The sequence below is a fragment of the Tolypothrix sp. FACHB-123 genome (assembly GCF_014697075.1).
Classification (GTDB): domain Bacteria; phylum Cyanobacteriota; class Cyanobacteriia; order Cyanobacteriales; family Nostocaceae; genus Aulosira.
The window spans coordinates 24,327-48,935 of the sequence record NZ_JACJRE010000033.1 but is presented as its reverse complement, the minus strand read 5'-3'; the positions used below and the strand labels follow the sequence as shown (position 1 = coordinate 48,935).

The window sequence follows — 24,609 nt, the reverse complement described above, 5'->3', positions numbered from 1 at the left end:
TACTGCTTGTTAGTTGTTAGTAGGGGCGGGTTTATGGGAGATCGTTATGGATATTTGAGAATATCTGTGAACCCGCCCCTACATCTGTCATTTGTTAGTTGTTTGATTTTTTTAAGATTAAGGACTTTATTTTTAGGTGATGCATTGTTATAATTAGACTATATTATAATGGGATATTTGCATTTTAAAAAATTTTGCAAACATCCCATTATATTAGGGTAAGTAAAATTATTTTGTCATAAATTGGCACCCCTAATTCACTATTACGAAAAATTTTACAAAAATCCATAAAAATCGGCGTTTTAAATATCTAATAAACCATACCGCTTTTGTAAAGCAAGTAGCTTCATTCTCGCTTCACCGGCATTATCAGCTAAATCGGCAAACTCGACAAAGCGCCGCAATTCTTTCTTTAATAAATTGCGTTCTACTTCTATAGTTTCCCTTTCTAAATCTGGCGGTAAGACAATCATGTCGTAAATAATGGCGCGTTCTTTTCCGGGATGGGGACGTAAAACGCGCCCACGACGTTGGATAAACTGACGGGGATTACCAGAACTAGATAAAATCACCGCAGTTTGAATTGCGGGAATATCTACACCTTCATCTAAACAGCGAATGGCTACTAAACCTTGCAATTCTCCGCTTTCAAATTGACGGCGTAAAACCTCCCTTTCTTCTAAAGAAGTATGAGCTGTATAGGTACTAACTTTATACCCCAATTCCACACCAAGAATTTTGGCTACGGCTTTGAGTTGACGCAAGGAAGAACGCTCTCCTGCTTCTTGGGAACCATCGCTGCAATAAAATAAAGTGTGGGTGGTATCTTTGCGAGTCGCCATTAATTCTCGCAAAGCAGTTAACTTGTTTGATGCTGCACCAATTAATCGAGCGCGTTGCATTAACAACGGTTTTAAATCTTCGTTATTTTCAAAATCTCCGACTGTGCCATTTTCCCGTTCTCGGTACAATAAAGATCGCCCAATTCTCCTAGTTAATTTTAAATAGGCAATACTTTCGGCTTCTGTTAATTCCACCAAAATCGGATAATACAAATAATGTACCAAAGCTCCTTGAGCGATCGCATCTCTCAAGGTAAATTCTGGCTGTAGCACAGGGCCGAAATAATCAAGCAAACATTGAGTACCATCATCATCAAAATACCTTTCTGGCGTCGCCGATAACGCCAGCCGTAAACCAATGCGACGAGGTAAACTTTCCTCTAATTTGGGTGCGCCTAAATTATGGGCTTCATCACCAATAATTAAAGTTCTGTCGGGAAAATATTTCACCTGCGACTGAAACCCCTCGCCAATTAATGTCGAGTTAGTGGTAATCACCGTGACAAATTTTTGCGAACCAGAACGCAGATTATAGATTTGGGTAGAGAGTTGACTTTGCCAATTGCGGACATCAAGGAATGCTAAAATCGGCTGCAAGTTAAATTTTTCGCATTCTCGCGCCCATTGAGTGACAAGATGACGATAGGGACATACCACCACCAAAACTTGTAAGTTAATCTGCTGGTATAATTCACAAGCGATCGCTAAAGCTGCGATTGTTTTACCACTACCAGTAGCCATTTTTAGCGTTCCTCTGCCATTGTTAGCAAACCAGCTTGTTATCGCTTGGTGCTGATATGCCCGCAATTTCAGAGATTGGGGCATTTTTGGGCATCCTGGTAATGGTTTTTGCGTTTGATAACTGCCCCGATTTTCCCTTAACAATGGCAATCGTAAGCGAAAACCGGGTAGTGGCTGCACTCGATTTGGCGTCAGGTACATAAAAAGTCAAAAGTCAAAAGTCAAAAGTCAAAAGTCAAAAGTCAAAAGTCAAAAGTCAAAAGTCAAAAGTCAAAAGTCAAAAGTCAAAAGTCAATGGTAAGTTGTCTACCTCATCCCTCCCTAGCCCCTAGCCCCTAACCTCTAGCCTCTAGTTATAATCACGCCAAACGGCGACTAAAGAACCTTGTACCTGTACGTGAACTGCTGGAACTTCAATCGGTTGGTATTTTGCATTAGCAGGTTTGAGGGTAACGCGATCGCCACTACGATAAAAGCGCTTTAATGTAGTACCATGTCCATCAACTCTCGCAGCTACAATCGTGCCATTTTTAAGTTGATTTGGTTCTGGTACTGGACGCAAAAATACTAAATCGCCATCAGCAATTAAATCTTCAATCATGCTGTCTCCAGCTACCCGCAAAGCATAACTTTGGGGAGGTAAGGCAAAATTACTAATGTCTAAATGTTCGACAGCATCGGTGAAAGGTTCAATTAAACCTCCAGCCGCAATCGTACCTAAAATGGGTACACCAGTGGCAACAGGACGCAAAATTCTAATAGTTCGCGCCTTACCTTCAGTCCATTCAATATAGCCTTTAGTCCGTAAATGTTCTAAACGGCTTTGAATTGGTGCTGGTGACTTTAAATTCATCGCTTGCATCATTTGCCGAATTGAAGGCGAATGTTGATGAGTGCGGATGTATTCTCCCAGCCATTCATACAATTCTTGTTGAGCTTCTGTTAAACGTTCCATAATTTTGTTGGGAAGTAATTACAAATGTCCCTAGAACATTAGTACTACATAAAATCCCATATAAGCAAGATGAAAGTGAAAATATATCTGACAATCTGATTTATTTTGAGAGTTGATTGATGAAGCTAGGTAAAAGTCAAGAAACCAGATAATGGATGAGTTCGTTTATGAGAAGTTATTTAAGACTACTGTAGCAGTTTTGTTAGAGAGGAAAAATATATTGCGCTAATTTTTTGGTGTTTGTTGGGATAAATACCGATAACTATAAAAAAATAAAAGGCAAAAGCATGATATTTGTACCATGTCTTTGCCTTTTCAAGTCGTTGACAGTTCACAGTTAACAGTCAACCGTCAACATTCTTCATTCTGCGCCTAAAATACTAGCTAACAAAGCCTTTTGGGCGTGCATTCGATTTTCCGCCTGATCCCAAACCCGTGATTGGGAACCTTCGATAACTGCTTCGGTAATTTCTTCACCGCGATGGGCTGGTAGGCAGTGTAAAACAATAGCTGCGGGGTCAGCAAGACTTAATAAATGCTCAGAAATTTGGTAAGGTTGGAAAATTGGGAAGCGATCGTCTGCTTCTTCTTCTTGTCCCATACTTGCCCAAACATCAGTGTAAAGTACAGCCGCACCTTTAGCAGCGATTTCTGGGTCATGGGTGAGGAGGACTTCAGTTTGATGATTAGCGATCGCTCTGGCTTGTTCTACAATTGCACTATCGGGTTCATAGCCAACAGGTGTAGCCACTCTCACATTCATTCCCGCCAAAGCACAACCCAGCATTAAAGAATTGGCGACATTATTACCATCACCCACATAGGTTAAAGTTAACCCTTTGATGCTACCAAAGCACTCTTTAATCGTCATTAAATCTGCCAATACCTGACAAGGATGTTCCGCATCAGTCAGCGCATTAATTACCGGAATCTTGGCATAGTCAGCAAAAGTTTCCAACTCTTGTTGAGCAAAAGTGCGAATTGCCAATACATCTAGATATCGATCCAATACCCTAGCTGTATCTTGCACTGGTTCTCCACGGCTCACTTGGGTAACATTAGGGTTGAGATCGATTACCTGTCCACCCAATTGATACATCGCCACTGTAAAACTAACTCGCGTGCGAGTTGAAGCTTTAGAAAATAACAATCCCAAAACCTTATTACAATGCAACTTGAGCTTTTGAGATTTGAGTTGAGATGCTAATTGCAGAAGTTCCTGAAGTTCTGTAGAACTCAGATCCGCCAGACTTAATAAATCTCGTCCGTTCAACGCTACCATGCTTTGTGAATCTGTAAAGAACCAGTGATGTTTTTCTATGCCTTGAGCCAGCTCTATGAAAAATTATCGCTTTAAAACTCTACCAGATATTCTGGTGTCGGGGGGAGATGGTCTTTGGTCAACCGTCAACCAAAAATTTTCTTCGCTCCTGCTAGACAAAAAACTTGTTTATGCTATAATTAAAAATCGGTGAGTGCTTTAAGAGGTTCGCAAAATCTGCCAGCATAGCACAGTGGTAGTGCATCCGACTTGTAATCGGAAGGTCGTCGGTTCAAATCCGACTGCTGGCTTTTGTACATGTCGATTAACTAATTATTTGTCGTCTTTAACAGATTAGTGTCGTTACTAACAAATTAATGTCGCTGTTAACAGTTTAGTGTCGTCTAATGCCAATTGCGAAACGTTAACTAATTAATGTCGTCTAACCAATTCGATAAAGTGTTTGCAGACATCTATTGTACAGGAAATATAGTTAAATCTTCATTTGATGCCTTCCCTGATAATATTCATATATCTTTATATGTTTACAAGTCGGATGCACCTTTCAACCCTCTGTTAAACATTTTTTGGCACTCTTTCAACCCACCCCTAGCCGGAATGGTGGTTGAAACGGTTCACAAAAGTTCGGGTGTGATACCCCTGATTCTTTCAACCCACCCCTAGCCGGAATGGTGGTTGAAACTATTTGTGGGGTTTTTTGGTCGTAGAGGTGCATCCCTTTCAACCCACCCCTAGCCGGAATGGTGGTTGAAACCCTTGCCGTCTAGACCTCTTGCAAATAAAGCTTTTTAGATACAAATTTGGCATATCCCTTAAAAAGCTTCTTTCGTCTCATATCAAAAAACTAAATCAATTGACACAATAGTTTCTGAAATTAAGACATGACAAAGGTTTTGAGGTTTTGGCGGGACTCAAGGGATTTTGCCCCCACTTTGACACGCCAAAAAAATATTTGAGAGGGTTCCCCCGACGAAGGGGGTGATTCAGTAGCTACCACTGCGGTAACCCGCACCGTTAAAAAGAACGGCTATTGCAAAAAGCCTTACTCCTTATTGCTGGGAGCGCACCTATCCCATCTATAGAATTCTACAGATGGCAGCATCGGGAGCGGGGAGCTACCAGGGTCAGAAAGCATGACGATCTTCCAACCGCCAAACTAACCCAGATTTATCACAGCACATTGGCTCAAAAGAGCATGAACTGCGGCGCTGTTATAAAAATATTATATTGTCAAGGTTCGGATTAGTGAATAAAACTCAAGTGGCTTGACGTTCTTGGTAAGCAAAGATGGCTACATCTCGCGCTTTTTCTTGTGAGCTACCTTTGATTGGCTGTGTAGCAATTTCAATAGCAATTCCAGCTTTGACAGCTTGGGATTGAATATTCTCAATTAATCGACCGTAGCTCCAGCGATGAATGCTCTTACGATATTCTTTTGCGTATTTTTTTTGAGCTTCCTTGTAACCAGGGCATTTCTTCTCTGCTCTGGATTGGATTTCACTAGTGATTTGCTCACGCATATCGCGGAGTTTTGGGATAACTATGCTGCAAGCTTGATAGGTTTTGGCGATCGCAATAATTGCATCAGCTAATAATCTATCTACATATTGACCTAATTCAGATTCACCAAAAGAATTGGGTGCATTTCGTTTCTGAGCTTTGTGCCGTTCGTGAGCTAGGCGTTGCTGTTGTTGTCGCTGACGATTTAGTAGATTGTAGTTTTTTCCAAGTAGTTGTTTAGTGCTGCGATATGCCAAAACTTTCTTGTTGGCAATATCTACCACAGATACCGTTGCAGGTTTATCCAACCCAAAACTAACACCAACAATAATATTAGATTTACCTTGATACAGAGGTTTACTGGGACGACCAGGAAAGGGGTTGTTAAGTTTTTGCCTCTGAGTTCGCTCACCTTGTAGACGAGATAGCTGTTGTTGAGTTAGAACAGCTTGTTGTTCCATTTTACGGATGGTTTTCTCAGCTTTACCGATGTTTTCAGTGCGAACTAGTTCTGTTTCCTCTTCTGTCCACAAACGTGTCTCTATAGAGCATTGAAGAATCAAGCGGTTAACTCTCCAAGGTACGCCTCTACCTTTTATTTTTTGCCATAGTAGGCGTGCAGAACGAAGAAAAAATAAGCCAGAAGAATAGGTTTCTTCATTATCATGCCAAATTTGCCAATCCTGGCAGAAGCGTTGAAAATAATCACGCTGCCGAGAATCACAACAAATATAAAATTCAGGATTAATGATATTTTTCTTCAAGCCATTAAACTTAACAAAAATACGACCTGGTTTGTTTTTCAGCTTCAACCAATTCACATCTCTTGTATATAACCATCCGCTTTGGAAATAAAGATAGTTAATGAAACTGTATAAACCAGATTCTATTAACTGCTTTAAAAAACCTATCTGCCAACTTAGGATGATGTGTTTTCTTTTAGGTAAACATTCACTTTGAAAATAAAGATACTTAATAAAACTGTAGGAACCGGATTCTATTAACTGCTTTAAAAAACCTATCTGCCAAACTAGGATGATGTTTTCTCTATTAGGTAAGAATTCACTTTGAAAATAAAGATATTTAATAAAACTGTAGGAACCGGATTCTATTAACTGCTTTAAAAAACCTATCTGCCAAACTAGGATGGTGTTTTGATTGATGTCATCATTAGAATGTATTAACAAATCTAAATCTGTCTGGGTTTCATAATCGACCGGATACGGTATATCGCTAGTTACTTTTAACAGACTATCTTGCCAAGATTTTGCCTCCAGTTGATCCACTGGAACTTGATTAGTTGCCTCTTTTAAAGTTGTTAACCATTTTTCTCCCGTTAAATCTCTACCTTTAGGTTTTCGACTTTTGAGTTGCTCTTTTAATCGTTCAAGTTCTATTTCTTTCTGACGCCGACGTTTAACATATTCCTCTGGGTCTTCATCAATCTCACTAACCTGACAATTATTTTTGAGTAAATATGCAATAGCACATTGAGACAGACAGTCTTTAGTTTGATCGTAAAGAGCAAATAATGCGTTGAAAAGTGTAGAGTCTTCAGAGACTTTTTTATTTTTTTTAGTTTTAGTGTCTTTTTTTTTAGATTGCTGATTTCTATTGTCAGTGATGTTGGCGACAAATGAAGTCAAAAGTTCGTTAGCTTTGTTGCGAATAATATCCAAATGGCACTGGCTTTGTTGCTGTAATTCTATATCACTCTTCAACATCTTGAGCCAACGTTCTTTTCCTTCTATTTTGCGTTGTCGTTGCTGTTGTAAGGTAAACCAAGATTTGTATATTTCTTTAACTAAAGTAACTGCTGATGTGTAAAAACGACCTGGTTGACCAGCAAAAGGCTTTTGAGTTATGAGAGATTTTTTTATCGTGTCGATAGCCTCTTCAGGTACTTCACCTTTTTTTAGCCATTTCTCGAAGTTCGGATGTTGTCCTACTTGTTCTAATAATTCATTAATGAGTGGCGTATTTTTCTCAGCCATCAGTTTCCACAGTTGACGGAGGGTGTTTTCTTCAGCAACCAAGCGACATTGAATTGTAATAACGCTCATGGTGTCCTCCGCTTTGTGGTTTTGGTAAAACTGACAGGGTTGTTAACTGTTTTTTTACTGCCAATATTATAGCGCAATACCGCAATAACTCAATGACGTAATGACGCAAATGTTTTTTTCCTGAGAGGCTGTGCAAAAATGAAAGCCGCAAGCTTTGGCTTCAAATTAGGATGGCAGAAGAAACTAGAGAAGTTAGGGGGAGACTCCCTAAAGACTTAAAAATCGCTTTTGAAATCGCCTGTGCGCGTCTGGAAATGACGCAGACTGCGGCTTTGGAGGAGGCGATTAGAGATTGGTTGCAAAAAAAAGATTCCCCTGCTACTGGCGAGTCGCAGAGGAATTAAAGAGTTATTTATAGCAACAAAAAAGCTTTCTGTGAAAATTCGTAGAAGAAAAATATGTATATTATGAAACTGTAATACTTGGTAGGTTATATATAAGTACTAAGTAAGTTGAGATAAGCAAGCTATGACAAGAGAAGTCTTGATTAGATTGTTTTAGACAACTTTATACAAAATGGACTCCCAAAAGTCGATATGCCAGAGTCGTTAAACTTCTCCTTCCTTGTAGTACAAGATACACAACTTGTTCGATTAGGTACTCTAGCCGAGCGATATTTTGCAGATGATCCAAACACCTGTTTAATTAAATTGCGACAGTTTGGTGAGCTATTAGCTCAGTTAGCTGCTGCTAAAGTTGGGCTTTATGAAGTACCGGATGAACGGCAGATTGATTTGCTGAATCGGTTGCGCGATCGCGGATTGCTCAAGGGAGAAGTTGATCGACTGTTCCATGAACTACGTAAAATTGGCAACGCAGCAACTCATGAACTTTCAGGAAATCACCGCACAGCTTTAAGTGGGCTGAAATATGCTCGCGTGTTGGGGATTTGGTTTCATCGCGTATTTGGTGGCGATCGCAATTTTGATCCTGGTCCGTTTATTCCCCCACCCGATCCAAAAGTAGAAACACAAGCTCTCAAATCTGAGTTAGCACGCTTACGAGATGAAGTAAAACAGCAGCTTTCGGCAGTTGAAGCGGCACAAGCATTAGCGCAAATAGAAGCCCAACGTCGGACAGTAGCGGAAGATTTAGCACAGGAAGCTGAAGCCAAAGTACAGGAAGTTTTGAATCACTTGGCTGAGATTCAAGCTCAAGCTAAGGAGAAATCGCAGCAAACAATTGAGCAAACCATTTCCCAAGCACAGATTGCTGAGAGTGGTGTGCTTTTGGATGAGAAAGAGACACGGAAACTCATTGATGCTCAATTACAAGCTGCTGGATGGGAAGCGGATTCAGAAGTATTAACTTATCAAAATGGTGTTCGTCCTCAGAAAGGAAGAAATTTAGCGATCGCAGAATATCCCACAGCGAATGGACGTGCTGACTATGCTTTATTCTGTGGGTTGCAGATTGTTGGAGTAGTGGAAGCCAAGCGTCAGAGTAAAGATGTTTCTGAAGGGGCATTAAACCAAGCCAAACGCTACAGTCAAGATTTCCAAGTTTTGGGAGACGAAATTTTGGCTGGTGGTCCTTGGCAAAACTACAAAGTCCCCTTTGTATTTGCTACTAACGGTAGACCATATTTACAGCAGCTTCAAACCAAGAGTGGGATTTGGTTCTGTGATTTGCGCCGTCCAACTAATCTGCGGGTTTGCCTTCCCACATGGCACAGTCCTCAAGGTTTACTAGATGCCTTAACTCAAGATGTTGACCAGGCACATACCCGTTTAGCCGAGGAAGGCTTTAACTATGGGTTAGAGTTGCGTGATTATCAAATTCGTGCCATTCAAGCTGTAGAGTCTGCCTTAGCCAGGGAACAACGGGTATTACTGTTAGCAATGGCAACAGGTACAGGCAAAACTAAGACTTGTATTGCTTTGGTGTATCGGTTACTCAAAACTAAGCGATTTCGGCGCATTTTATTTCTGGTAGATCGCACTGCACTTGGAGAACAAACTGACAATTCCTTTAAAGATTCCCGCATGGAGAACCTGCAAAGCTTTGCTGATATCTTCGAGATAAAGGGCTTAAAAGACACAGAACCAGATAGGGATACCAAAGTCCATATTGCCACGGTGCAAGGTATGGTCAAGCGAATTCTCTACCCTTCTGATAGTGCATCTGTAATCACACCAGACCAATATGATTGCATTGTTGTGGATGAGTGTCACCGAGGCTATTTACTGGATCGAGAATTAAGCGATCGCGAACTTGAGTTTCGAGATTTTAACGATTACGTATCAAAATACCGTCGAGTTTTAGAGCATTTCGACGCTGTAACAATTGGTTTAACTGCCACTCCCGCACTGCACACCACACAAATTTTTGGTGAACCTGTTTACATCTACAGTTATCGAGAAGCGGTGATAGATGGCTGGTTGATTGACCATGAAGTACCTTTCAAGATTAGAACAAAGTTATCTGAGGAAGGGATGGTTTGGAATGCTGGTGAGCAGATGGAATTTTTCAATCCGCAAACTGGGCAACTAGATTTAGTCCATGCACCGGATGAGGTGAAAATTGAGATTGAACAGTTTAATCGCAAAGTGATTACTGAGGATTTTAACCGAGTTGTTTGTGAAGCATTAGCGCAGCATATCGATCCGTCACTGCCAGAGAAAACCTTGATTTTCTGTGCTACCGATGGTCATGCAGATATTGTTGTTAATCAGCTTAAACAAGCGTTTCAGGCTATTTATGGCAGTGTGGAAGATGATGCTATTGTCAAAATTACAGGCAATGCCGATAAGCCATTAGAGTTGATTCGCAAGTTCCGCAATGAAGTTAATCCAAAAGTGGCTGTAACTGTAGACTTGCTGACAACAGGTATTGATGTGCCTTCAATTTGTAATCTGGTGTTTATTCGTCGAGTTAATTCTCGGATTCTCTATGAGCAGATGTTGGGAAGGGCAACTCGTCTCTGTAATGATATTGGCAAAGAAGTTTTTAGAATTTTTGATGCAGTGCGATTATATGAAGCGATCGCTCCTGTCTCCAGCATGAAACCTGTGGTGGTTAACCCCAATATTTCTTTTACTCAATTGGTGGAAGAGTTGGATACTGTCAAAACTCCTGATGCTTTAGAAACAGTCATTAACCAACTACTGGCGAAAATTCAGCGCAAACGCAGGCATTTGAGTGCTAATAGTCAGGAACAGTTAGAAGCGATCGCCGGAATGCCAATACCAAATATGGTTTCCCATCTCAAGCAAAGTACACCACAGCAGGTAAAGGAATGGTGGGAACGAAGAAAAGCGATCGCACAAATTCTTGATCGTCGAGATGGTGGTACTCAGCCAATGTTGGTTTCCCGTCATGCTGATGAGTTAGTAGCTATTGAACGGGGTTATGGCAATGCTGAACGTCCAGAAGATTATTTGGATAGCTTTAGGACTTTCTTGTTAGAGAACATGAACAAGATTCCTGCTTTGATGATTGTGACACAGCGTCCCCGTGAGTTGACTAGAGCGCAACTCAAGGAACTGCGAATACTACTAGATACAGCAGGATATACGGAAACTAACCTAAAAACTGCATGGCGAGAAATGACCAATGAAGATATTGCTGCTTCGATCATTGGCTTTATCCGTCAGGCTACTTTGGGCGATGCTTTGATTCCCTACGCAGAACGGGTAGATCGGGCTATGAAGAAAATTCTTGCCAGTCAGCCTTGGACTCCTCCTCAACGCAAATGGTTAGAACGCATTGGCAAACAGCTTAAAGCAGAAACAATCGTTGATCGAGAAGCTTTGGATAAAGGGGAATTTAAGACCCAAGGTGGCGGATTTGAACGACTGAACAAAACTTTTGCTGGACAGCTAGAAGTAATTTTGGCAGAGATTGGTGATTGGATCTGGCAAGATGTAATTTAGGTGAATATCAACCATACATGATGTTATCTGATTATGATCTGACTGTTCTAGAAGAACAAGGCTGGCTTTATAAATCCAATCTTAGTTCACCAAATATCGTTAATATTGGTCAACAAATAGGGAAACCAATACCGTCAAAACCTGATAGAAATTTAACAGATTTACTATTACCTAAAAATTCTTCAGAAGCTTCAAAAGGCTCATTGTCATCAATTTATGGACTGGAAGAGATTCCATTTCATACAGATGGTGCGTATCATTATATTCCTCCCAAATACATTATTTTATTTGCTCAAGAGGAATTGCCTTTTAATATAAGAATTTTAGATTTTAATCTAATTAATTTTTCAAATGATCAACTGGCAACATTGTCTTATGATGTTTGGATAGTCAAGGATAAATTTAGAAATTTTTATGCTTCTGTTTTAACAAATTCTTTGCTGCCAGGAAAAACTATTTTGAGGTATAATAATCACTGCATGATTCCAGGCAACAAAAATCATGTGGATTCTTATCAGATTTTAGAAAAAAAAATCAAAGATTTTAATTATATAAGTTTATGTTTTGAGCCTAATTCAATTCTCATACTAAATAATTGGAGGATTTTGCATGGAAGAGATAAGGTTGTACATAATCACTGTAGTCAAGGAATTCTAGAAAGATTATTTGTAATGGAGTAATTTGGTATGAATGCTTGGAATTACGAAGGTTTTTGGAATAAAGCAAAAGTTTATATTAGTTATGGTAATGATGTCGCTGAAGATAATCCATTATTTCCATTTTGGTATTTTTTGGCTTTGGAATTATTAGGAAGATCAGTATTAGCTAAAGTACATCCGGTACTTTTAGCTGATTCAAAAGACGATAGCATTTTGTATGCTTTTGAGCGTCCCACAAAAAAAGCAATCTCTATATCTATAAATCTAGTTTTTCAAAGATGTCAGTCCTTTGTCAAAGGCTTTACCAAAAATGATTGTGATAAATGTATTGAATGGATGGACTTACGAAATATAGAGTTACATACAGGTGAACCAATATTTCATAACATAAAAACCAGTAAATGGTTAGCTGATTACTACAGAATTTGTAAAATACTGCTGGAATTTCAAGATAAAACATTGGATGATTATTTTGGAATAAATAGAGCAGAGGCTGCACGAAAAGCAATTGAAGCACTAAAAGAGAATGTAAAGGGTGAAGTGAGCAAGGCAATAAGTGATGCCAAAGCTTATTATGAGAAATTAACACCCGAAGAAATATCCGAACGCAAGTTGCTGTTAGCTACTAAGTTCAATAGTGCGAATCAAGATACGAGGAAGATGATTCCATGTCCAGTATGTGGCTCAGAAGGTATAATTCAGGGAAAAATTTTAGAATATGGCGATGCAAAAATCATTGAAGGAGAGCCTAAAATCATTAGAAGTGTATCTGTTTTGCCCACCAAGTTTGAGTGTGTTTTTTGTAGGTTCTCCATAGATACTTATGCTGCTCTTCATACTGCTGAAATAGGTGGACAGTATACAGTTCAAACAGAAGAAGATATGTCTATTTATCTAGAAAATGATTATGATGAACCTGATTTTTACATGGATGAATGAGTTTAGTCTTAAAATTATGGTTATTCATTTAATTTTATGGTGCTAAGTAATACATAGGTCGTAATTATGGACTGGATTACTTTTTATGATTGAATTTTAAATTTTTGAGACTTCCTAAAACAAAATTCTTAATTAGCAAAAATTTACTGAATTTTTGGCTCTAAATTTTCAAAAGAGGTTGACTTTATTAACATAAACTATAAAAGTTTAGACTTCTTGTTTTAAATTATTTAGAGCTATCATCCTTAATTCTCATGAATGCAACTACCGATATTGTTCAAAAGCTTTGGAACCTGTGCCACGTTCTCCGAGATGATGGTGTTACATATCTACAATATGTTACAGAATTAACCTATCTGCTATTTTTGAAAATGGCACAGGAGACAGGGGCTGAAAACCACTTACCAGAGGGCTATCGCTGGGGTGATTTGGTCAGTAAGGGTGAAACGGAGCAATTGACATTTTATAGATCCTTGTTGCTCATGTTGGGTTCAGAAAGTTCCTCTCAACGGGTACAGGCAATTTTTGCTAATGCTCAAACATCCCTCAAAATCCCCCGCATCCTCAAAAAGCTTGTTACCAGTATTGACGAACTAGATTGGTTTTCCGACCATCGAGATGAGTTTGGCGATTTGTATGAAGGACTACTCCAGAAAAACGCCGATGAGAAGAAATCTGGTGCGGGACAGTATTTCACCCCTAGACCTTTGATTGATTGCATGGTTGCCCTAATCCAGCCACAACCTGGAGAATTGATACAAGACCCTGCTGCGGGTACTGGTGGGTTTTTAATTTCTGCTGATCGCTACATTCGTCAACACCATGACCCCTTTGAATGGACAGAAGCCCAGCAATCTTTTCAGCAGCATCAGGCGTTTTATGGCATGGAGTTGGTGCAGGATGCTCACCGCTTGCTGTTGATGAATATGATGTTACATGGAATCGAGGGAGCTGTTGATTTAGGTGATACTCTTTCCTCCGCAGGACAGCGATTGGCAAAAGCAGATGTAATTCTCACTAATCCTCCCTTTGGCACGAAAAAGGGGGGCGGGCTACCTTCAAGAGATGATTTCACCTATCCCACCTCAAACAAGCAATTGGCGTTTTTGCAGCACATATACAGGTCACTCAAACCAGGGGGAAGGGCTGCGGTGGTTTTGCCGGATAACGTCCTGTTTGAGGATGGGCAAGGAAAATCCATTCGGGCTGATTTGATGAATAAGTGCAACTTACATACTATCCTTCGATTGCCAACTGGTATATTTTATGCCCAGGCTGTGAAAACAAATGTCTTATTTTTTCAGCGTGGGACAACAGAGAAAGGCAACACCAAGGCAATTTGGATCTACGATATGCGAAGCAATATGCCCAGTTTTGGTAAGCGTTATCCTCTGACTCGTGAACATTTTGCTGAGTTTGAGCAGTGCTATGGAGATGATCCCAATGGTAATAGTCTGCGTGTAGATTTGGGTGAGTATGGGCGTTTTCGGTGCTTTACGCGGGATTATATCGAAAAACGTAATGAAAACCTGGATATTTCCTGGCTGCGGGATGAGAGTTTGCAATCAGGGGATAATTTACCTGAGCCAGAGGTGATTGCTGCTGAGATTATGGAGAAACTGCGAATTGCGACTAAGGAGATGGAAGCTTTGATGGTATTGCTGGAAGGGGAAGAAGCAGCAGAGGCTGTTAGTTCTTCGGTAGGGATGCCAACTTTAGAATAAAAATTATGATGGGCGACTTTCATTCTAGGGAGCAGTATTTTTTATCGTCCAATTGAGGAAGGTGTTAAAATTTTGCGTTTTGTGAGTGGGTATCGAGATTTAGAAGGTTTGTTTTTGGAACAGGATGAGGATTAACGAAATTGGTTGGGATTAGCGACGAATTAACTGGATTGCCTGAAGGTTGGGTATGGACAATTATCGGAGAAGTTGCTGAGTGCCTTGATTATAAGAGAGTTCCCATTAGCAAGGATGAAAGAGCTAAACGTATTGGTGATATTCCTTACTATGGTGCTAATGGGTTAGTAGGTTGGATTGATGATCATCTCTTCGATGAGCCTCTGGTTTTAGTTGTAGAAGATGAAACTTTTGTAGGAAGAGAAAAACCATTTAGCTACAAAATTGAGGGTAAAACATGGGTCAATAATCATGCCCATGTTTTACGTCCTACTAATGTAATTGATGTAAATTTTCTGAATTACTCTCTTCAATATTATCCCTTTACTCCTCTCACTACTGGCACAACAGGTAGAAGAAAGCTTACTCAAAAATCACTATTATCAGCACCTTATATACTTCCACCCCTTCACGAGCAAAAGCGGATTGTTGCCAAAATTGAGGAGTTGAACGATCGCACTCAAAGAGCAAAGGAAGCACTAGAGGCGATACCCCAATTATGCGATCGCTTCCGCCAATCCGTTCTCGCCGCAGCCTTCCGAGGCGATTTAACAGCAGATTGGCGCGAACAAAACCCAGACGTTGAACCTGCGTCAGATTTCTTGGAAAAGATTCACAACAAGAAATCTCAGTCTTTCACTACAGAATTTCAACGAGAATTACCAGAAACTTGGATATGGGCAAAGTTTGCTGATGTTGCTGAAATTAAATCTAACTTAGTTAGCCCATCAGATTATTTGGAATTTCCACACATTGCACCAAACCATATTGTTTCTAATACTGGAGAGCTTTTAGAATTCACTACTATTAAAGAAGATAAAGTTACTAGTCCAAAACATTTATTTGAACCAGGACAAATTCTTTATTCTAAAATACGTCCCTATCTTGCAAAAGCTGTTTTGGTTAACTTTGTAGGGTTATGTAGTGCGGATATGTATCCAATTTCGACGTTTATCAATACAGCATTTTTACATCAGTGGATGATATGTCCCGAATTTACTGAAATAGCCTCAAGCCAACAAGGACGAACAGTTCTTCCAAAAATAAATCAAGCAGCACTGAATCAGTTAGTTGTGCCTTTGCCCCCTATTGAAGAACAAAAACAAATTGTTTATCTAATTCAAAAATACTTAACAGCTATTGATTGTATTCGACGACAATACCAAAACACAAAAAGCAAATTAGAAACTCTAAATCAATCCATTCTTGCTAAAGCTTTCCGGGGTGAACTCTTACCCCAAGACCCAGATGATGAACCTGCATCCGTATTACTAAAACGAATTAGAGCAGAACGAGAAAAATTAAACAACAGCAAACCAAAAAGCAAACGGACAAGCAATCGCAAGAGCAAGACACCAGAAGGACAGGTATCTATACCAGGGCTAGAGTAGTATTGGCAGTAGTATGATCATCACCACTCCTCTAGCCAAGTTTGAACCACCCCTAATTGCTAATAAACCTGGATGCTTGAGCATCCAGGTTTATTGAGTTAATTACCACATAGGGTTTTCACCCAGCAGTTACCGAAAGGTTGACATACGTCTTGTACGTGCAGAAATCCATTCCCAAGCATCTTTAGGTAACCATCCGCTTACTGTGGACGGATCAATCTCAACAATTAGCAAGCGATCATTACTATCAATACATTGTCTCAAGCGATCGCTGATCTGGTATGTATTGAGCGTAGTGTCCACCAACCAATTAGAGTCTAGATAATGCCACCATTCCCCTAAAGATTGGATGGCATTGTAAAGGGCTTGGTAGTTTTTCCCTGGGGTGTTAAGATCGTAAGTTATAAGTTTCATTCGTTTTTTGTAGAAGCCTCGTGGTTAAAAATTGCTAAGGGTGGGCTTCTAGATGATGTAGAACCCTTAGCAAGCTTTTTGAGAGAGTATCGGAAGTTGCACCTTCCAATACTCCTAGTGAAATAAACAATAAAAAAAACTAGGGCAATGTTGTTACCCTAGTTTTTCTTTTTCTTAGCTTGAGACAAGTCAGAAGCAGCTACGGACTTTTCAGCCTTTGTAGACTTGGGGTCGCGAAGGATTTTAGAGGCTTCGCTTGCCATTTTTTTGCTTGTTGTCATAGAAACTACCCCAGAAGGGTATTTTAAAGTACCCCTCTATTATAAACAATTGTTTTAAAAGTGTGGGTTTTTAGCTAACTTTTAAAACATTTTTTGGAATCTTGTAGTCATGGACAAACAAAACTATCATAGAGACACGAGGAATAACACAAGTGAGTGAAATGGTAAGCGGACTTACAAGGCAGGAGACTATCTCCATAACTGGTGTTAGCTCAAGTAGACTGAGTTACCTAGACTCTAGCAAGCTTGTATCTCCTAACAAATTTGGTAATCCTAAACACCCAAAAGTAATATACAGTTGGGAGCAAATTCTCCAAATCAAGATAATTGATAGACTTAGAGAAAGACTTTCCTTACAGGAGATCCGGAAAGTCCTTGAATTTCTTGAACAACGTGAATACACACCGTCATTCTTTAAGTGCAACTTAGTATTTATTGGTGAGCAATTATACTTAATTGAAAGCTGGCAAGACTTCGGGTTAAAAGTGCTAGAAGCATCCGGCAAAAATAAAGGGCAACTCGTCATTCATGAGATAGGTGCTATTGGAGAAGTAATTGCTGAGTTGCAAGCGAGAAAGAATGAGGTTTTAGATTTTGACAAAAGAATCAAAGGCACACCATTGGAAAGCTTGTCAGCAGTCTAGTATTAGCAATTTCCCTGTTAACCCCACCAAAATTCATCGGTGGGGTTTGCTTATGAAATATATGGTTAACCTGTGAAGGATACTCACAATAACACCATTGCTTAAAAATAATCCCTGTTAAAGACTCAAAGGCAAGTTCAGCAGCATGGAAGTGAAGGTTGAAATTAGACCAGTCCAATTTCGCCTACACCTTATTTTGAAACAATTTTAACCTTATTCCGTTATATATCTGAATTTACGAAGTATAGATATTATATTTATCAACTCAGGTTGTTTTTAAATACGTTAGCTAGCTCTAAAACCTGATTTCCTAGTTTTCATCTTTCTATACTGTAAATTTAGTTCAACTAACTTACGCCACTTCAACAATAGAAACTATCTTCCCATCATCATCATGGGGTACATATTCCAAAAGCTCTCCTGGTTGACAATTTAATGCCTGACAAATGCCATTTAACCTTTCTGGAGTTAATCGTGGCATCTCGTCAACCTTACGTAGCCTGTACACGGAATTTTCGGTTATTCCTAACGCTTCAGCTAAATCCTTATTCCTCACTCGCTTTCGCGCCATCACTTCATTTAATTTCCAGCGAATCACTTTATCCATAGGCATATCACTACATCCCCAGTTTAGTGGCTGTGAGAGGTAGATTCCTCTACTTGTGAATCTTTAGCTCTTACCGTAGATTTATCTACATTTAACTTATATTAATCTACGCTTGACGTAATTCTACGTCAGACGTAGATTAATGAATAGACAAAACCAAAGGCGATCGCCCTCCGGGAAGAGACTGCGATCGCCTTTTGTGGAACCCCATCGATGAGGTTACTTAGATGATTGTACAAGAAGAGTTTGATAACCAAGCCTTGGCTCAATCCGAGTTTGAGGAATACATCGACCAGCTTGCTGAAACAATAGCGCCAGAGATTGAAATCGATTCAGTACCAGATGATCTTGGAGAACTGTATCGAGTATGGAACAGCTATCATCTGCTGGGAACTTTTTATCAGAATATTGAAGGCAAATGGGTGGCACAACCCTGTAATAGCGATGATAGACCTTGTTGTGACACCCCTGAATTAGCACAGCTATTCATCATTGCTGTTAACGGGTTGCTGGTGGCGGATGTAGCGTAACCACTGGCATAAATTTTTTTCCATCACCTGGAGACGTGAATGAAACCACGTCTCTTTCTTGTTTTAAGTTTTTTTAGGCAGAGAATTTAGCTGTCTAGTAACGTCAGTAACGCTTCTGACGCTTCGCCATTGTTGCAAAAGGCAAAAAGCAGTGAGAACATTCCCCTTGCACCCAATCAGAAGGAATTGGAAACGGAGTCTGACAGTTAGTGCATTTTGTTAGCAAACCCAAATTATGGCGATCGCATTTCATCTTGTCCTTAAACTGCCACTCATGGCGGTGTAATGGTACTTCTGCATAGCAAGCACCACATAACCTAATTGGTCTGGGTTTCATAGTCACACCCTTTGTTGGTAGCATTTCCCTAAGTCTTTCAACTTCGACACCAACTACACCCGCTAACTTTTCTAACTCTTGGGGTGTCGGGAAAGGATTGAAATAATACTTCTCCCATCTACCAATAACCGCACCCAAACCAGTGATCTTACCAAGTTGAGTAGCAGTTAAATAATTTTGGCGACGAAACCGCCCTAAAAAATGGCTTAAACTTTCACCTTTAAAAAGTTCAATATCAAAAAAGTTATTTTCCGTCGTAGTACTTTCCATCACTCAAACCACTCCAAAACCTCATCCAAAGTTCCTTTATCAATATTTTTTAAACCTTTTCTCAGAGATAAAATCGAAGCCTTTCTTAAAACCCGATCCACCAAACCAATCTTGCCACCTGTTTTTTGGTACAACGGCATTAAAGTTTCTTTTCTAGTTAAATTTGATGGTACAGGTAAACACAAAACCTCATCTTCCCAAATTTGTACTAACTCAGCAAATTTTTTCTCAGACACTAATTGCAAACGATAACATTCGATGAAACGGTCATGAATATAAGGTTCTTTCTTAATGAGATTATCCAGACCATCAGTTCCCACAAGCACAATTGCAATTTTTAATAAATCGTAGATTCGAGCTATTTCGCTAAATGTATTTAATTTCAAAAAATTTGCTTCATCAATAATCAACATTTCGACTTTTGATTCTTTAATGAGCCGCAGCACCCGTCGTCGCAAATCAGTCAATTTACCCGAAGTTGCATCATATTTCAAACTCTCTAAAATTAATGTTAGTAGTTCCCCTGTTGAACAATCTCCCGAAGCTTGCATATACAAAACAGGTACAATATCCCGCTTACCTGTTCTTTTTTGTGGTTTATTCAAGAGTTTATAAACATCACAAGTAACTGACTTCCCCGCTCGTGGTGGCGCAACAATTCGACCACATTGTTTGGAAAGACGCAAACTATCTAACCAATCATGAATTCTTTGGATATGGTCAAGCTCTACTACGCTGGGAGTAATTAACCTTTCAATTTGCGGCATCAACTCTTCTGGAATTGGTTCATCTCCCCATAAATTTTGCACCCATTTATGCAAAGATTCTTCTGTCATAATCTGTGAATCTCGAATATTTTATTTGCTTAATTTCGACCGATTTCTATCAAACTAATCGTCATAATCTCGACGAAGTTGTTCGTAGTCATATACTCTAGGTCGTCGTTTTTGTAGCTGAGGTGTTTCTTGTGTCTGTTCAACTGGTTCGTGAATTTGAGGAGGCTTGTATACAGAATGCACTTGAGCTTGTTCTTGTTTTTTACGCTCTTTTTGACTCTTTTTCTTCTGCTTGATAAAAGTGTCCCTATCCCGCACCTCTGCCAAAATAGATTTATTACTTATTTGCTTACCAGCATCACGAATTTTTCGACTTGCTGCTTTCGCTTCTTCCAAGGAAATCTGCTCGGTTTCTAAGTCAATCGCATGTGCCTGAGACAACAACTCTTCTTTACCAGAATCTTGACGATATACAAAAACTGTTGATATATCTCTAGGATCAAATCGCAGTATTACACCCTCACCCGCATAAGCTGCTAAGTATTCCCCTCGATAGGTAATGTTTTCAAAACTCACATACCCACCTTTGTAGATACTGCGGCGTGTCTTTTTCATCAAACAAATATCTAATTGTCGTTCGTCAATTAAACTTGGTAGCGCAGGTAAACCCGCTTCCCAGCGTTGAAACCGCGTTTGTCCGCTACGAGCATCAAGTCGCTGATTGTAGTTATCAACAATGTAGCGAACAATTAGTAGATGTAATTCCCTCAAAGTAATACAAGCTTCTTCTTCGGCATTTTCTGGACGTTGCTGAATATTGGAACCTAAATAGCCATAAAACCCAGATAAAAAATCTGTGTTGATAGTACCGAAACTCCGTTCTTCAATGCCACCTTCACTGGGGCGATCGCGCAAATGGCATTCAAACCCTATTTGAAATCCAATTTGTTTTAAATGCTCTGAGCGAAAATCCTTTCCACCATCAGTAAATAAATTTTCTGGAATACCAAAAGTTCCCCACTCACAATGAAGTTTATATTCCGAAGGATACTTTTTTGCTAACACAGCATGACGCATAGCCAAAGCTACAACTAAAGAACTTGGTGCATCAAAACCTAAATGCATACCCATAATGCAGCGCGAATAGCTATCCGTAATTTTTGTTAACCAAGGACGTGCTAAAGTTTCGCCATACTGGTCAACCAGCATCACATCCAATTTTGTATGGTCGCACTGCCAAGTATGGTTGCTGTATCTTGGCTCCAAAGTTTGTCCATCACGGGTTTGATGCGATACCCGTGAACCACGCCAACCAATATTTCTAACTTTCTGCTTCTGCTCTTTGCGCTCAATAATTGGATTGAGAACTCGGTAAACAGTCATGTGGCTGGGATATCTTTCCAAACCCAATTGTTCCGCTCTCACTTGAACTCGAATCGCCACTTGAGCCGGAGTCATTTTCCTACCGCTTTTATTGCCTTCCTTATAGGTTTTGACAATAAACTCTTGCCATTCCTCATCAATACGGTAATTACCTTTATCAGAACGTTCTGGTTCGGTGACTGCCGATAAACCTTGTTCTTGATACTTTTTTACAAGTCGCTGTACTGTCCGAACCGTCTTACCCAGCCTTTGTGCCGCTTGCTTAAGTTTGATTCCATAGGTCTTGCGATCGCATGGCTCAATTAAACTTTGTAATACCTCCATCCTCAGCTTGGCTTCATCTGAGAGTTGGGTAATAATCGTGTTCGTTGGTTCTGCGTCCTCATCCTCCAAAATTTCGTCAACTTCATCCGAACTATCAATACTTATAGATGCATTACCCTCATCGGAGTTTAGCGTTTCACCCATAAAACAACTCCATTGCTTGAAATTCTCTAAATACCTAAAGCTGCATCCCACACCTTCAATTTCGATATTGAGATGCGAAACTTAGCTGTCGCAAAGCTTCTCCGAAAAAACTCGTCTCCAAGTGCTGTTCTTGCAACTTATAGATAATGAGGTTTTAGTAGGAGCATGACATAACTAGTATTTGTGTATTATTGCTCAATAAACATAATACTACTTTGTTCTAAAAAACGACATTTAATTTTTTAATAAGTGAGCTATTCTATAAAGCGACAATTATTTTGTTATGAATTAATCAAAATTTGGAAATCGATGATTTTGACAAAACGACAATTAAAATGTGAATAAATTAAATAACGACATTTAATTTGTTAAAGTTTTATTTAACTTGAATGGAAACTAAAAAGGCTATAATCGTTGTGCAGTGAGGATTATAGCCTGAATATTTTAGCGACATTAATTTGTTATGACGACATTTAATTAGTTAACTGACAGCTTGGGATTTAATATTCTTCATTAATCGACCGTAACTCCAGCGATGAATGCTCTTACGATATTCTTTTGCGTATTTTTGTTGAGCTTCCTTGCAGCCGGGACATTTCTTCTCTGCTCTGGATTGGATTTCACTACTGATTTGCTCACGCATATCACGGAGCTTGGGGATAACTATGCTGCAAGCTTGATAGCTTTTGGCGATCGCAATAATTGCATCACCCAATAATCTATCCACATATTGTCCTAGCTCTGATTCACCAAAATCATTGGGTGCATTCTGTTTCTGAGCTTTATGGCGTTCATGAGATAGGCGTTGCTGTTGTTGTCGCTGGCGATTAAGAAGGCTGTAGTTTTTGCCAAGTAGTTGTTTCACACTGCGATAAGCTAGAACTTCATTTTTAACAACATCTACCACCGCTACTGTTACTGGCTTTTCTAGACCAAAACTAACACCAAGTAAGATTGAGGGTTGTCCTTGATAATTAGGCTTACTGGGGCGAGGGAAAGGCTTATTAATTCGATCTAGCGTTGATTTCTGACGAGTGATAAAAGCTAGCTGTTTATCGTTGAGGTCATCTTTCTGTTTTGCTTTCGTTAAAGTTTCGGTAATTGTTGTGATTTTCTCCGCAACTACCTGTTGAGTTCCTTGAGCAGTCAACATCCGAGTATCTAAAGCACAGTAAAGATTTAGTTGATTTACTGTCCAGGCTTCACCTTTTTCTTCTCTTGGCAACCAAGCAAGCCTTGCTGAACGCAGAGTGAACAAACTGCTTGAGTGTTGATTTTTACTATTGCGTTTAATTTCTTGATCCTCTAAGAAGCGTTGGAAGTAGTGCAAATGACGCTTATCACAGTAAACCTCAAATGTCAGTTTTCCTAAGCCATTGAACCGAACAAAGAGACGACCTTTGTCATTTTGCAACCACGTCATATCTTCGTTAGATTCGTAAGCCACAGGAAAGGGGACATGAGCATTTTTTCTTAAAAGTGCTGCTTGCCAAGCTTTTGCCTCATTTTCATTTTGAGGTACATTACCTGTAGCAATTTCTAAAGTTTCTAACCATTTCTCTCCTGTCAAATCTCTACCTTTAGGTATTCGACTTTGGAGTTGGTCTTTTAATCGCTCAATTTCTATTTCTTTTTTGCGTCTATTTCTAGTAAATTCTTCTGAGTCTTCATCGAGTTCACTAATTAGGCAATTATTTTTTAGCAGATATGCAAGAGCGCAACGAGTAAGAGTATCTTCTGTTTCTTGATAAGTATTTAACAGGATTTGGAAAATTGGAGATGTTTTGATTTCTGTGGACTTTTTAGTCTTTTTACTTTTTCTCTGGTTGTTATTATGCTCGGACTGGGGGGTGAATTTGGTAAGAAGTTCAGTGGCTCTAGCACGAATTACATCTAGGCTACATTGACTTTCTTGTTCCAGTGCTTGATCGCTTTTGAGGATTTTCAGCCAACGTTCTTTCCCTTCTATTTGACGCTTTCTTCGTTTCTGTAAAGCAAACCAGGATTTATATACATAATCTACTAGAGCGATCGCTGAGGTGTAAAAGCGTCCAGGTTGATCAGCAAAACGCTCTTGAGTTTTGAGGGAGTTAACCAGTGTTTTGAGGAATTCGGGAGGTATTTTGCCTTTTTCTAGCCAGGTTTCAAATTCTGGGTGTTTTCCTACCTGGGCCAATAATTCATTGATGAGTGGTGTATTTTTTTCTGCCATTAGTTCCCACAGTTGACGGAGAGTGTCTTCTTCAGCAACCAAGCGACATTGAATTGTAATAACGCTCATGGTGTCCTCTGTTTTGTGAGTTCAGTAAGACTGACAGGGTTGTTAATTATTTTTTTAATTTACATAATTATAGCGCAATACCGCAATAGCTCAATGCCGCAAATGTTTTTTTCCTAAGAAGCTATGCAAAAATAAAAGCCGCAAGCTTTGGCTTCAAATTTAGAATGGCAGAAGAAACTAGAGAAGTTCGGGGGAGACTCCCTAAAGACTTAAAAATCGCGTTTGAAATCGCCTGTGCGCGTCTGGAATTGACGCAGACTGCGGCTTTGGAGGAGGCGATTAGAGATTGGTTGCAAAAAAAAGATTCCCCTGCTGATGGAAAGTCGTAGGGGAGTTAAGGGGCTATGCTTAAAACTGCTGGAATACTTGTAGAATATGAAGTCTGGCAGTAATTGACCTTTGTTTTATCGGCCTTTGTGAGAAATGTGGGTTCAACCTACATTAATTGAGAAATTCAATCTAGACTTGGGAAT

Annotated in this window: 20 protein-coding genes, 1 tRNA gene and 1 CRISPR repeat array; of the genes, 10 read left to right on the top strand and 11 right to left on the bottom strand. The window is 39.6% G+C overall.

Annotation, left to right across the window (positions count from 1 at the left end; all coding sequences use genetic code 11):
- Positions 1 to 302: 302 nt before the first annotated feature.
- The 3 genes from H6G41_RS20815 to argF form a co-directional block, all read right to left on the bottom strand.
- Positions 303 to 1,784, bottom strand: coding sequence for a DNA phosphorothioation system restriction enzyme (locus tag H6G41_RS20815; protein WP_190748179.1), 1,482 nt, complete (start codon positions 1,782 to 1,784; stop codon positions 303 to 305).
- Between the two features lie 148 nt (positions 1,785 to 1,932).
- Positions 1,933 to 2,538, bottom strand: coding sequence for a transcriptional repressor LexA (gene lexA / locus H6G41_RS20810; RefSeq protein ID WP_096645157.1), 606 nt, complete (start codon positions 2,536 to 2,538; stop codon positions 1,933 to 1,935).
- Positions 2,539 to 2,899: 361 nt separating this feature from the next.
- Positions 2,900 to 3,820: an ornithine carbamoyltransferase gene (argF, locus tag H6G41_RS20805; protein ID WP_190748177.1), complete on the bottom strand. Its 921-nt coding sequence runs from the start codon at positions 3,818 to 3,820 to the stop codon at positions 2,900 to 2,902.
- Positions 3,821 to 4,038: 218 nt separating this feature from the next.
- On the opposite strand from argF, the gene H6G41_RS20800 reads away from it, so the two are divergent.
- A tRNA-Thr gene (locus H6G41_RS20800) sits at positions 4,039 to 4,110 on the top strand.
- A 284-nt stretch (positions 4,111 to 4,394) separates the two neighbouring features.
- Positions 4,395 to 4,574: a CRISPR direct-repeat array (repeat unit 37 nt; unit sequence CTTTCAACCCACCCCTAGCCGGAATGGTGGTTGAAAC).
- Between the two features lie 502 nt (positions 4,575 to 5,076).
- Here H6G41_RS20800 and cas12k (H6G41_RS20795) read toward each other — a convergent pair.
- Complete coding sequence (cas12k, locus tag H6G41_RS20795; RefSeq protein WP_190748175.1) at positions 5,077 to 7,383, bottom strand: type V CRISPR-associated protein Cas12k; 2,307 nt, start codon at positions 7,381 to 7,383, stop codon at positions 5,077 to 5,079.
- 170 nt (positions 7,384 to 7,553) lie between these two features.
- On the opposite strand from cas12k (H6G41_RS20795), the gene H6G41_RS20790 reads away from it, so the two are divergent.
- The 6 genes from H6G41_RS20790 (at position 7,554) to H6G41_RS20765 (ending at position 16,145) form a co-directional block, all read left to right on the top strand.
- Positions 7,554 to 7,727 carry a hypothetical protein gene (locus H6G41_RS20790; RefSeq protein WP_190748172.1) on the top strand — a complete coding sequence of 58 codons (174 nt, stop codon included), beginning with the start codon at positions 7,554 to 7,556 and terminating at the stop codon, positions 7,725 to 7,727.
- Between the two features lie 192 nt (positions 7,728 to 7,919).
- Positions 7,920 to 11,258 (top strand): type I restriction-modification system endonuclease, encoded by a 3,339-nt coding sequence (gene hsdR / locus H6G41_RS20785; RefSeq protein WP_190748170.1) that lies wholly within the window; start codon positions 7,920 to 7,922, stop codon positions 11,256 to 11,258.
- Positions 11,234 to 11,938, top strand: coding sequence for a hypothetical protein (locus tag H6G41_RS20780; RefSeq protein WP_190748168.1), 705 nt, complete (start codon positions 11,234 to 11,236; stop codon positions 11,936 to 11,938). The genes hsdR and H6G41_RS20780 overlap by 25 nt, the downstream gene beginning before the upstream one ends.
- Positions 11,939 to 11,944: 6 nt before the next feature.
- Positions 11,945 to 12,856, top strand: coding sequence for a hypothetical protein (locus tag H6G41_RS20775; protein ID WP_190748166.1), 912 nt, complete (start codon positions 11,945 to 11,947; stop codon positions 12,854 to 12,856).
- A gap of 254 nt (positions 12,857 to 13,110) precedes the next feature.
- A complete protein-coding gene (locus tag H6G41_RS20770; protein WP_190748164.1) occupies positions 13,111 to 14,580 on the top strand; it encodes an N-6 DNA methylase in 1,470 nt (489 codons plus the stop codon).
- 140 nt (positions 14,581 to 14,720) lie between these two features.
- Positions 14,721 to 16,145, top strand: coding sequence for a restriction endonuclease subunit S (locus tag H6G41_RS20765; RefSeq protein ID WP_190748162.1), 1,425 nt, complete (start codon positions 14,721 to 14,723; stop codon positions 16,143 to 16,145).
- A gap of 129 nt (positions 16,146 to 16,274) precedes the next feature.
- Here the strand turns inward: H6G41_RS20765 and H6G41_RS20760 are convergent, their stop codons facing one another.
- Together H6G41_RS20760 and H6G41_RS35825 are read right to left on the bottom strand one after the other, a co-directional pair.
- Positions 16,275 to 16,559, bottom strand: a complete 285-nt coding sequence (locus H6G41_RS20760) for a hypothetical protein (protein WP_190748160.1) — start codon at positions 16,557 to 16,559, stop codon at positions 16,275 to 16,277.
- A 158-nt stretch (positions 16,560 to 16,717) separates the two neighbouring features.
- Positions 16,718 to 16,840: a hypothetical protein gene (locus tag H6G41_RS35825; RefSeq protein ID WP_277878168.1), complete on the bottom strand. Its 123-nt coding sequence runs from the start codon at positions 16,838 to 16,840 to the stop codon at positions 16,718 to 16,720.
- A 161-nt stretch (positions 16,841 to 17,001) separates the two neighbouring features.
- On the opposite strand from H6G41_RS35825, the gene H6G41_RS20755 reads away from it, so the two are divergent.
- Positions 17,002 to 17,484: a MerR family transcriptional regulator gene (locus tag H6G41_RS20755; RefSeq protein WP_190748250.1), complete on the top strand. Its 483-nt coding sequence runs from the start codon at positions 17,002 to 17,004 to the stop codon at positions 17,482 to 17,484.
- Positions 17,485 to 17,836: 352 nt separating this feature from the next.
- On the opposite strand, the gene H6G41_RS20750 is transcribed toward H6G41_RS20755, so the two are convergent.
- The gene (locus H6G41_RS20750) at positions 17,837 to 18,097 is read right to left on the bottom strand and encodes a helix-turn-helix transcriptional regulator (protein ID WP_190748158.1); all 261 of its coding nucleotides are present in this window, start codon (positions 18,095 to 18,097) and stop codon (positions 17,837 to 17,839) included.
- Between the two features lie 221 nt (positions 18,098 to 18,318).
- Here H6G41_RS20750 and H6G41_RS20745 point away from each other — a divergent pair, with 221 nt between their 5' ends.
- On the top strand, positions 18,319 to 18,621 hold the full coding sequence (locus H6G41_RS20745) for a hypothetical protein (RefSeq protein ID WP_190748156.1): 303 nt from the start codon (positions 18,319 to 18,321) through the stop codon (positions 18,619 to 18,621).
- A gap of 103 nt (positions 18,622 to 18,724) precedes the next feature.
- On the opposite strand, the gene H6G41_RS20740 is transcribed toward H6G41_RS20745, so the two are convergent.
- The 4 genes from H6G41_RS20740 to cas12k (H6G41_RS20725) all read right to left on the bottom strand — a co-directional run bounded on the left by H6G41_RS20740 (position 18,725) and on the right by cas12k (H6G41_RS20725) (position 24,136).
- The gene (locus tag H6G41_RS20740; protein WP_190748154.1) at positions 18,725 to 19,228 is read right to left on the bottom strand and encodes a TniQ family protein; all 504 of its coding nucleotides are present in this window, start codon (positions 19,226 to 19,228) and stop codon (positions 18,725 to 18,727) included.
- Complete coding sequence (locus H6G41_RS20735) at positions 19,228 to 20,064, bottom strand: TniB family NTP-binding protein (protein WP_190748152.1); 837 nt, start codon at positions 20,062 to 20,064, stop codon at positions 19,228 to 19,230. The genes H6G41_RS20740 and H6G41_RS20735 overlap by 1 nt, the downstream gene beginning before the upstream one ends.
- Positions 20,065 to 20,118: 54 nt before the next feature.
- Positions 20,119 to 21,855 (bottom strand): Mu transposase C-terminal domain-containing protein, encoded by a 1,737-nt coding sequence (locus tag H6G41_RS20730; protein WP_190748150.1) that lies wholly within the window; start codon positions 21,853 to 21,855, stop codon positions 20,119 to 20,121.
- A 481-nt stretch (positions 21,856 to 22,336) separates the two neighbouring features.
- Positions 22,337 to 24,136, bottom strand: a complete 1,800-nt coding sequence (gene cas12k / locus H6G41_RS20725; protein ID WP_199316240.1) for a type V CRISPR-associated protein Cas12k — start codon at positions 24,134 to 24,136, stop codon at positions 22,337 to 22,339.
- Positions 24,137 to 24,300: 164 nt separating this feature from the next.
- Here cas12k (H6G41_RS20725) and H6G41_RS20720 point away from each other — a divergent pair, with 164 nt between their 5' ends.
- Complete coding sequence (locus tag H6G41_RS20720; RefSeq protein WP_190748148.1) at positions 24,301 to 24,465, top strand: hypothetical protein; 165 nt, start codon at positions 24,301 to 24,303, stop codon at positions 24,463 to 24,465.
- The last annotated feature ends 144 nt before the right edge of the window (positions 24,466 to 24,609 follow it).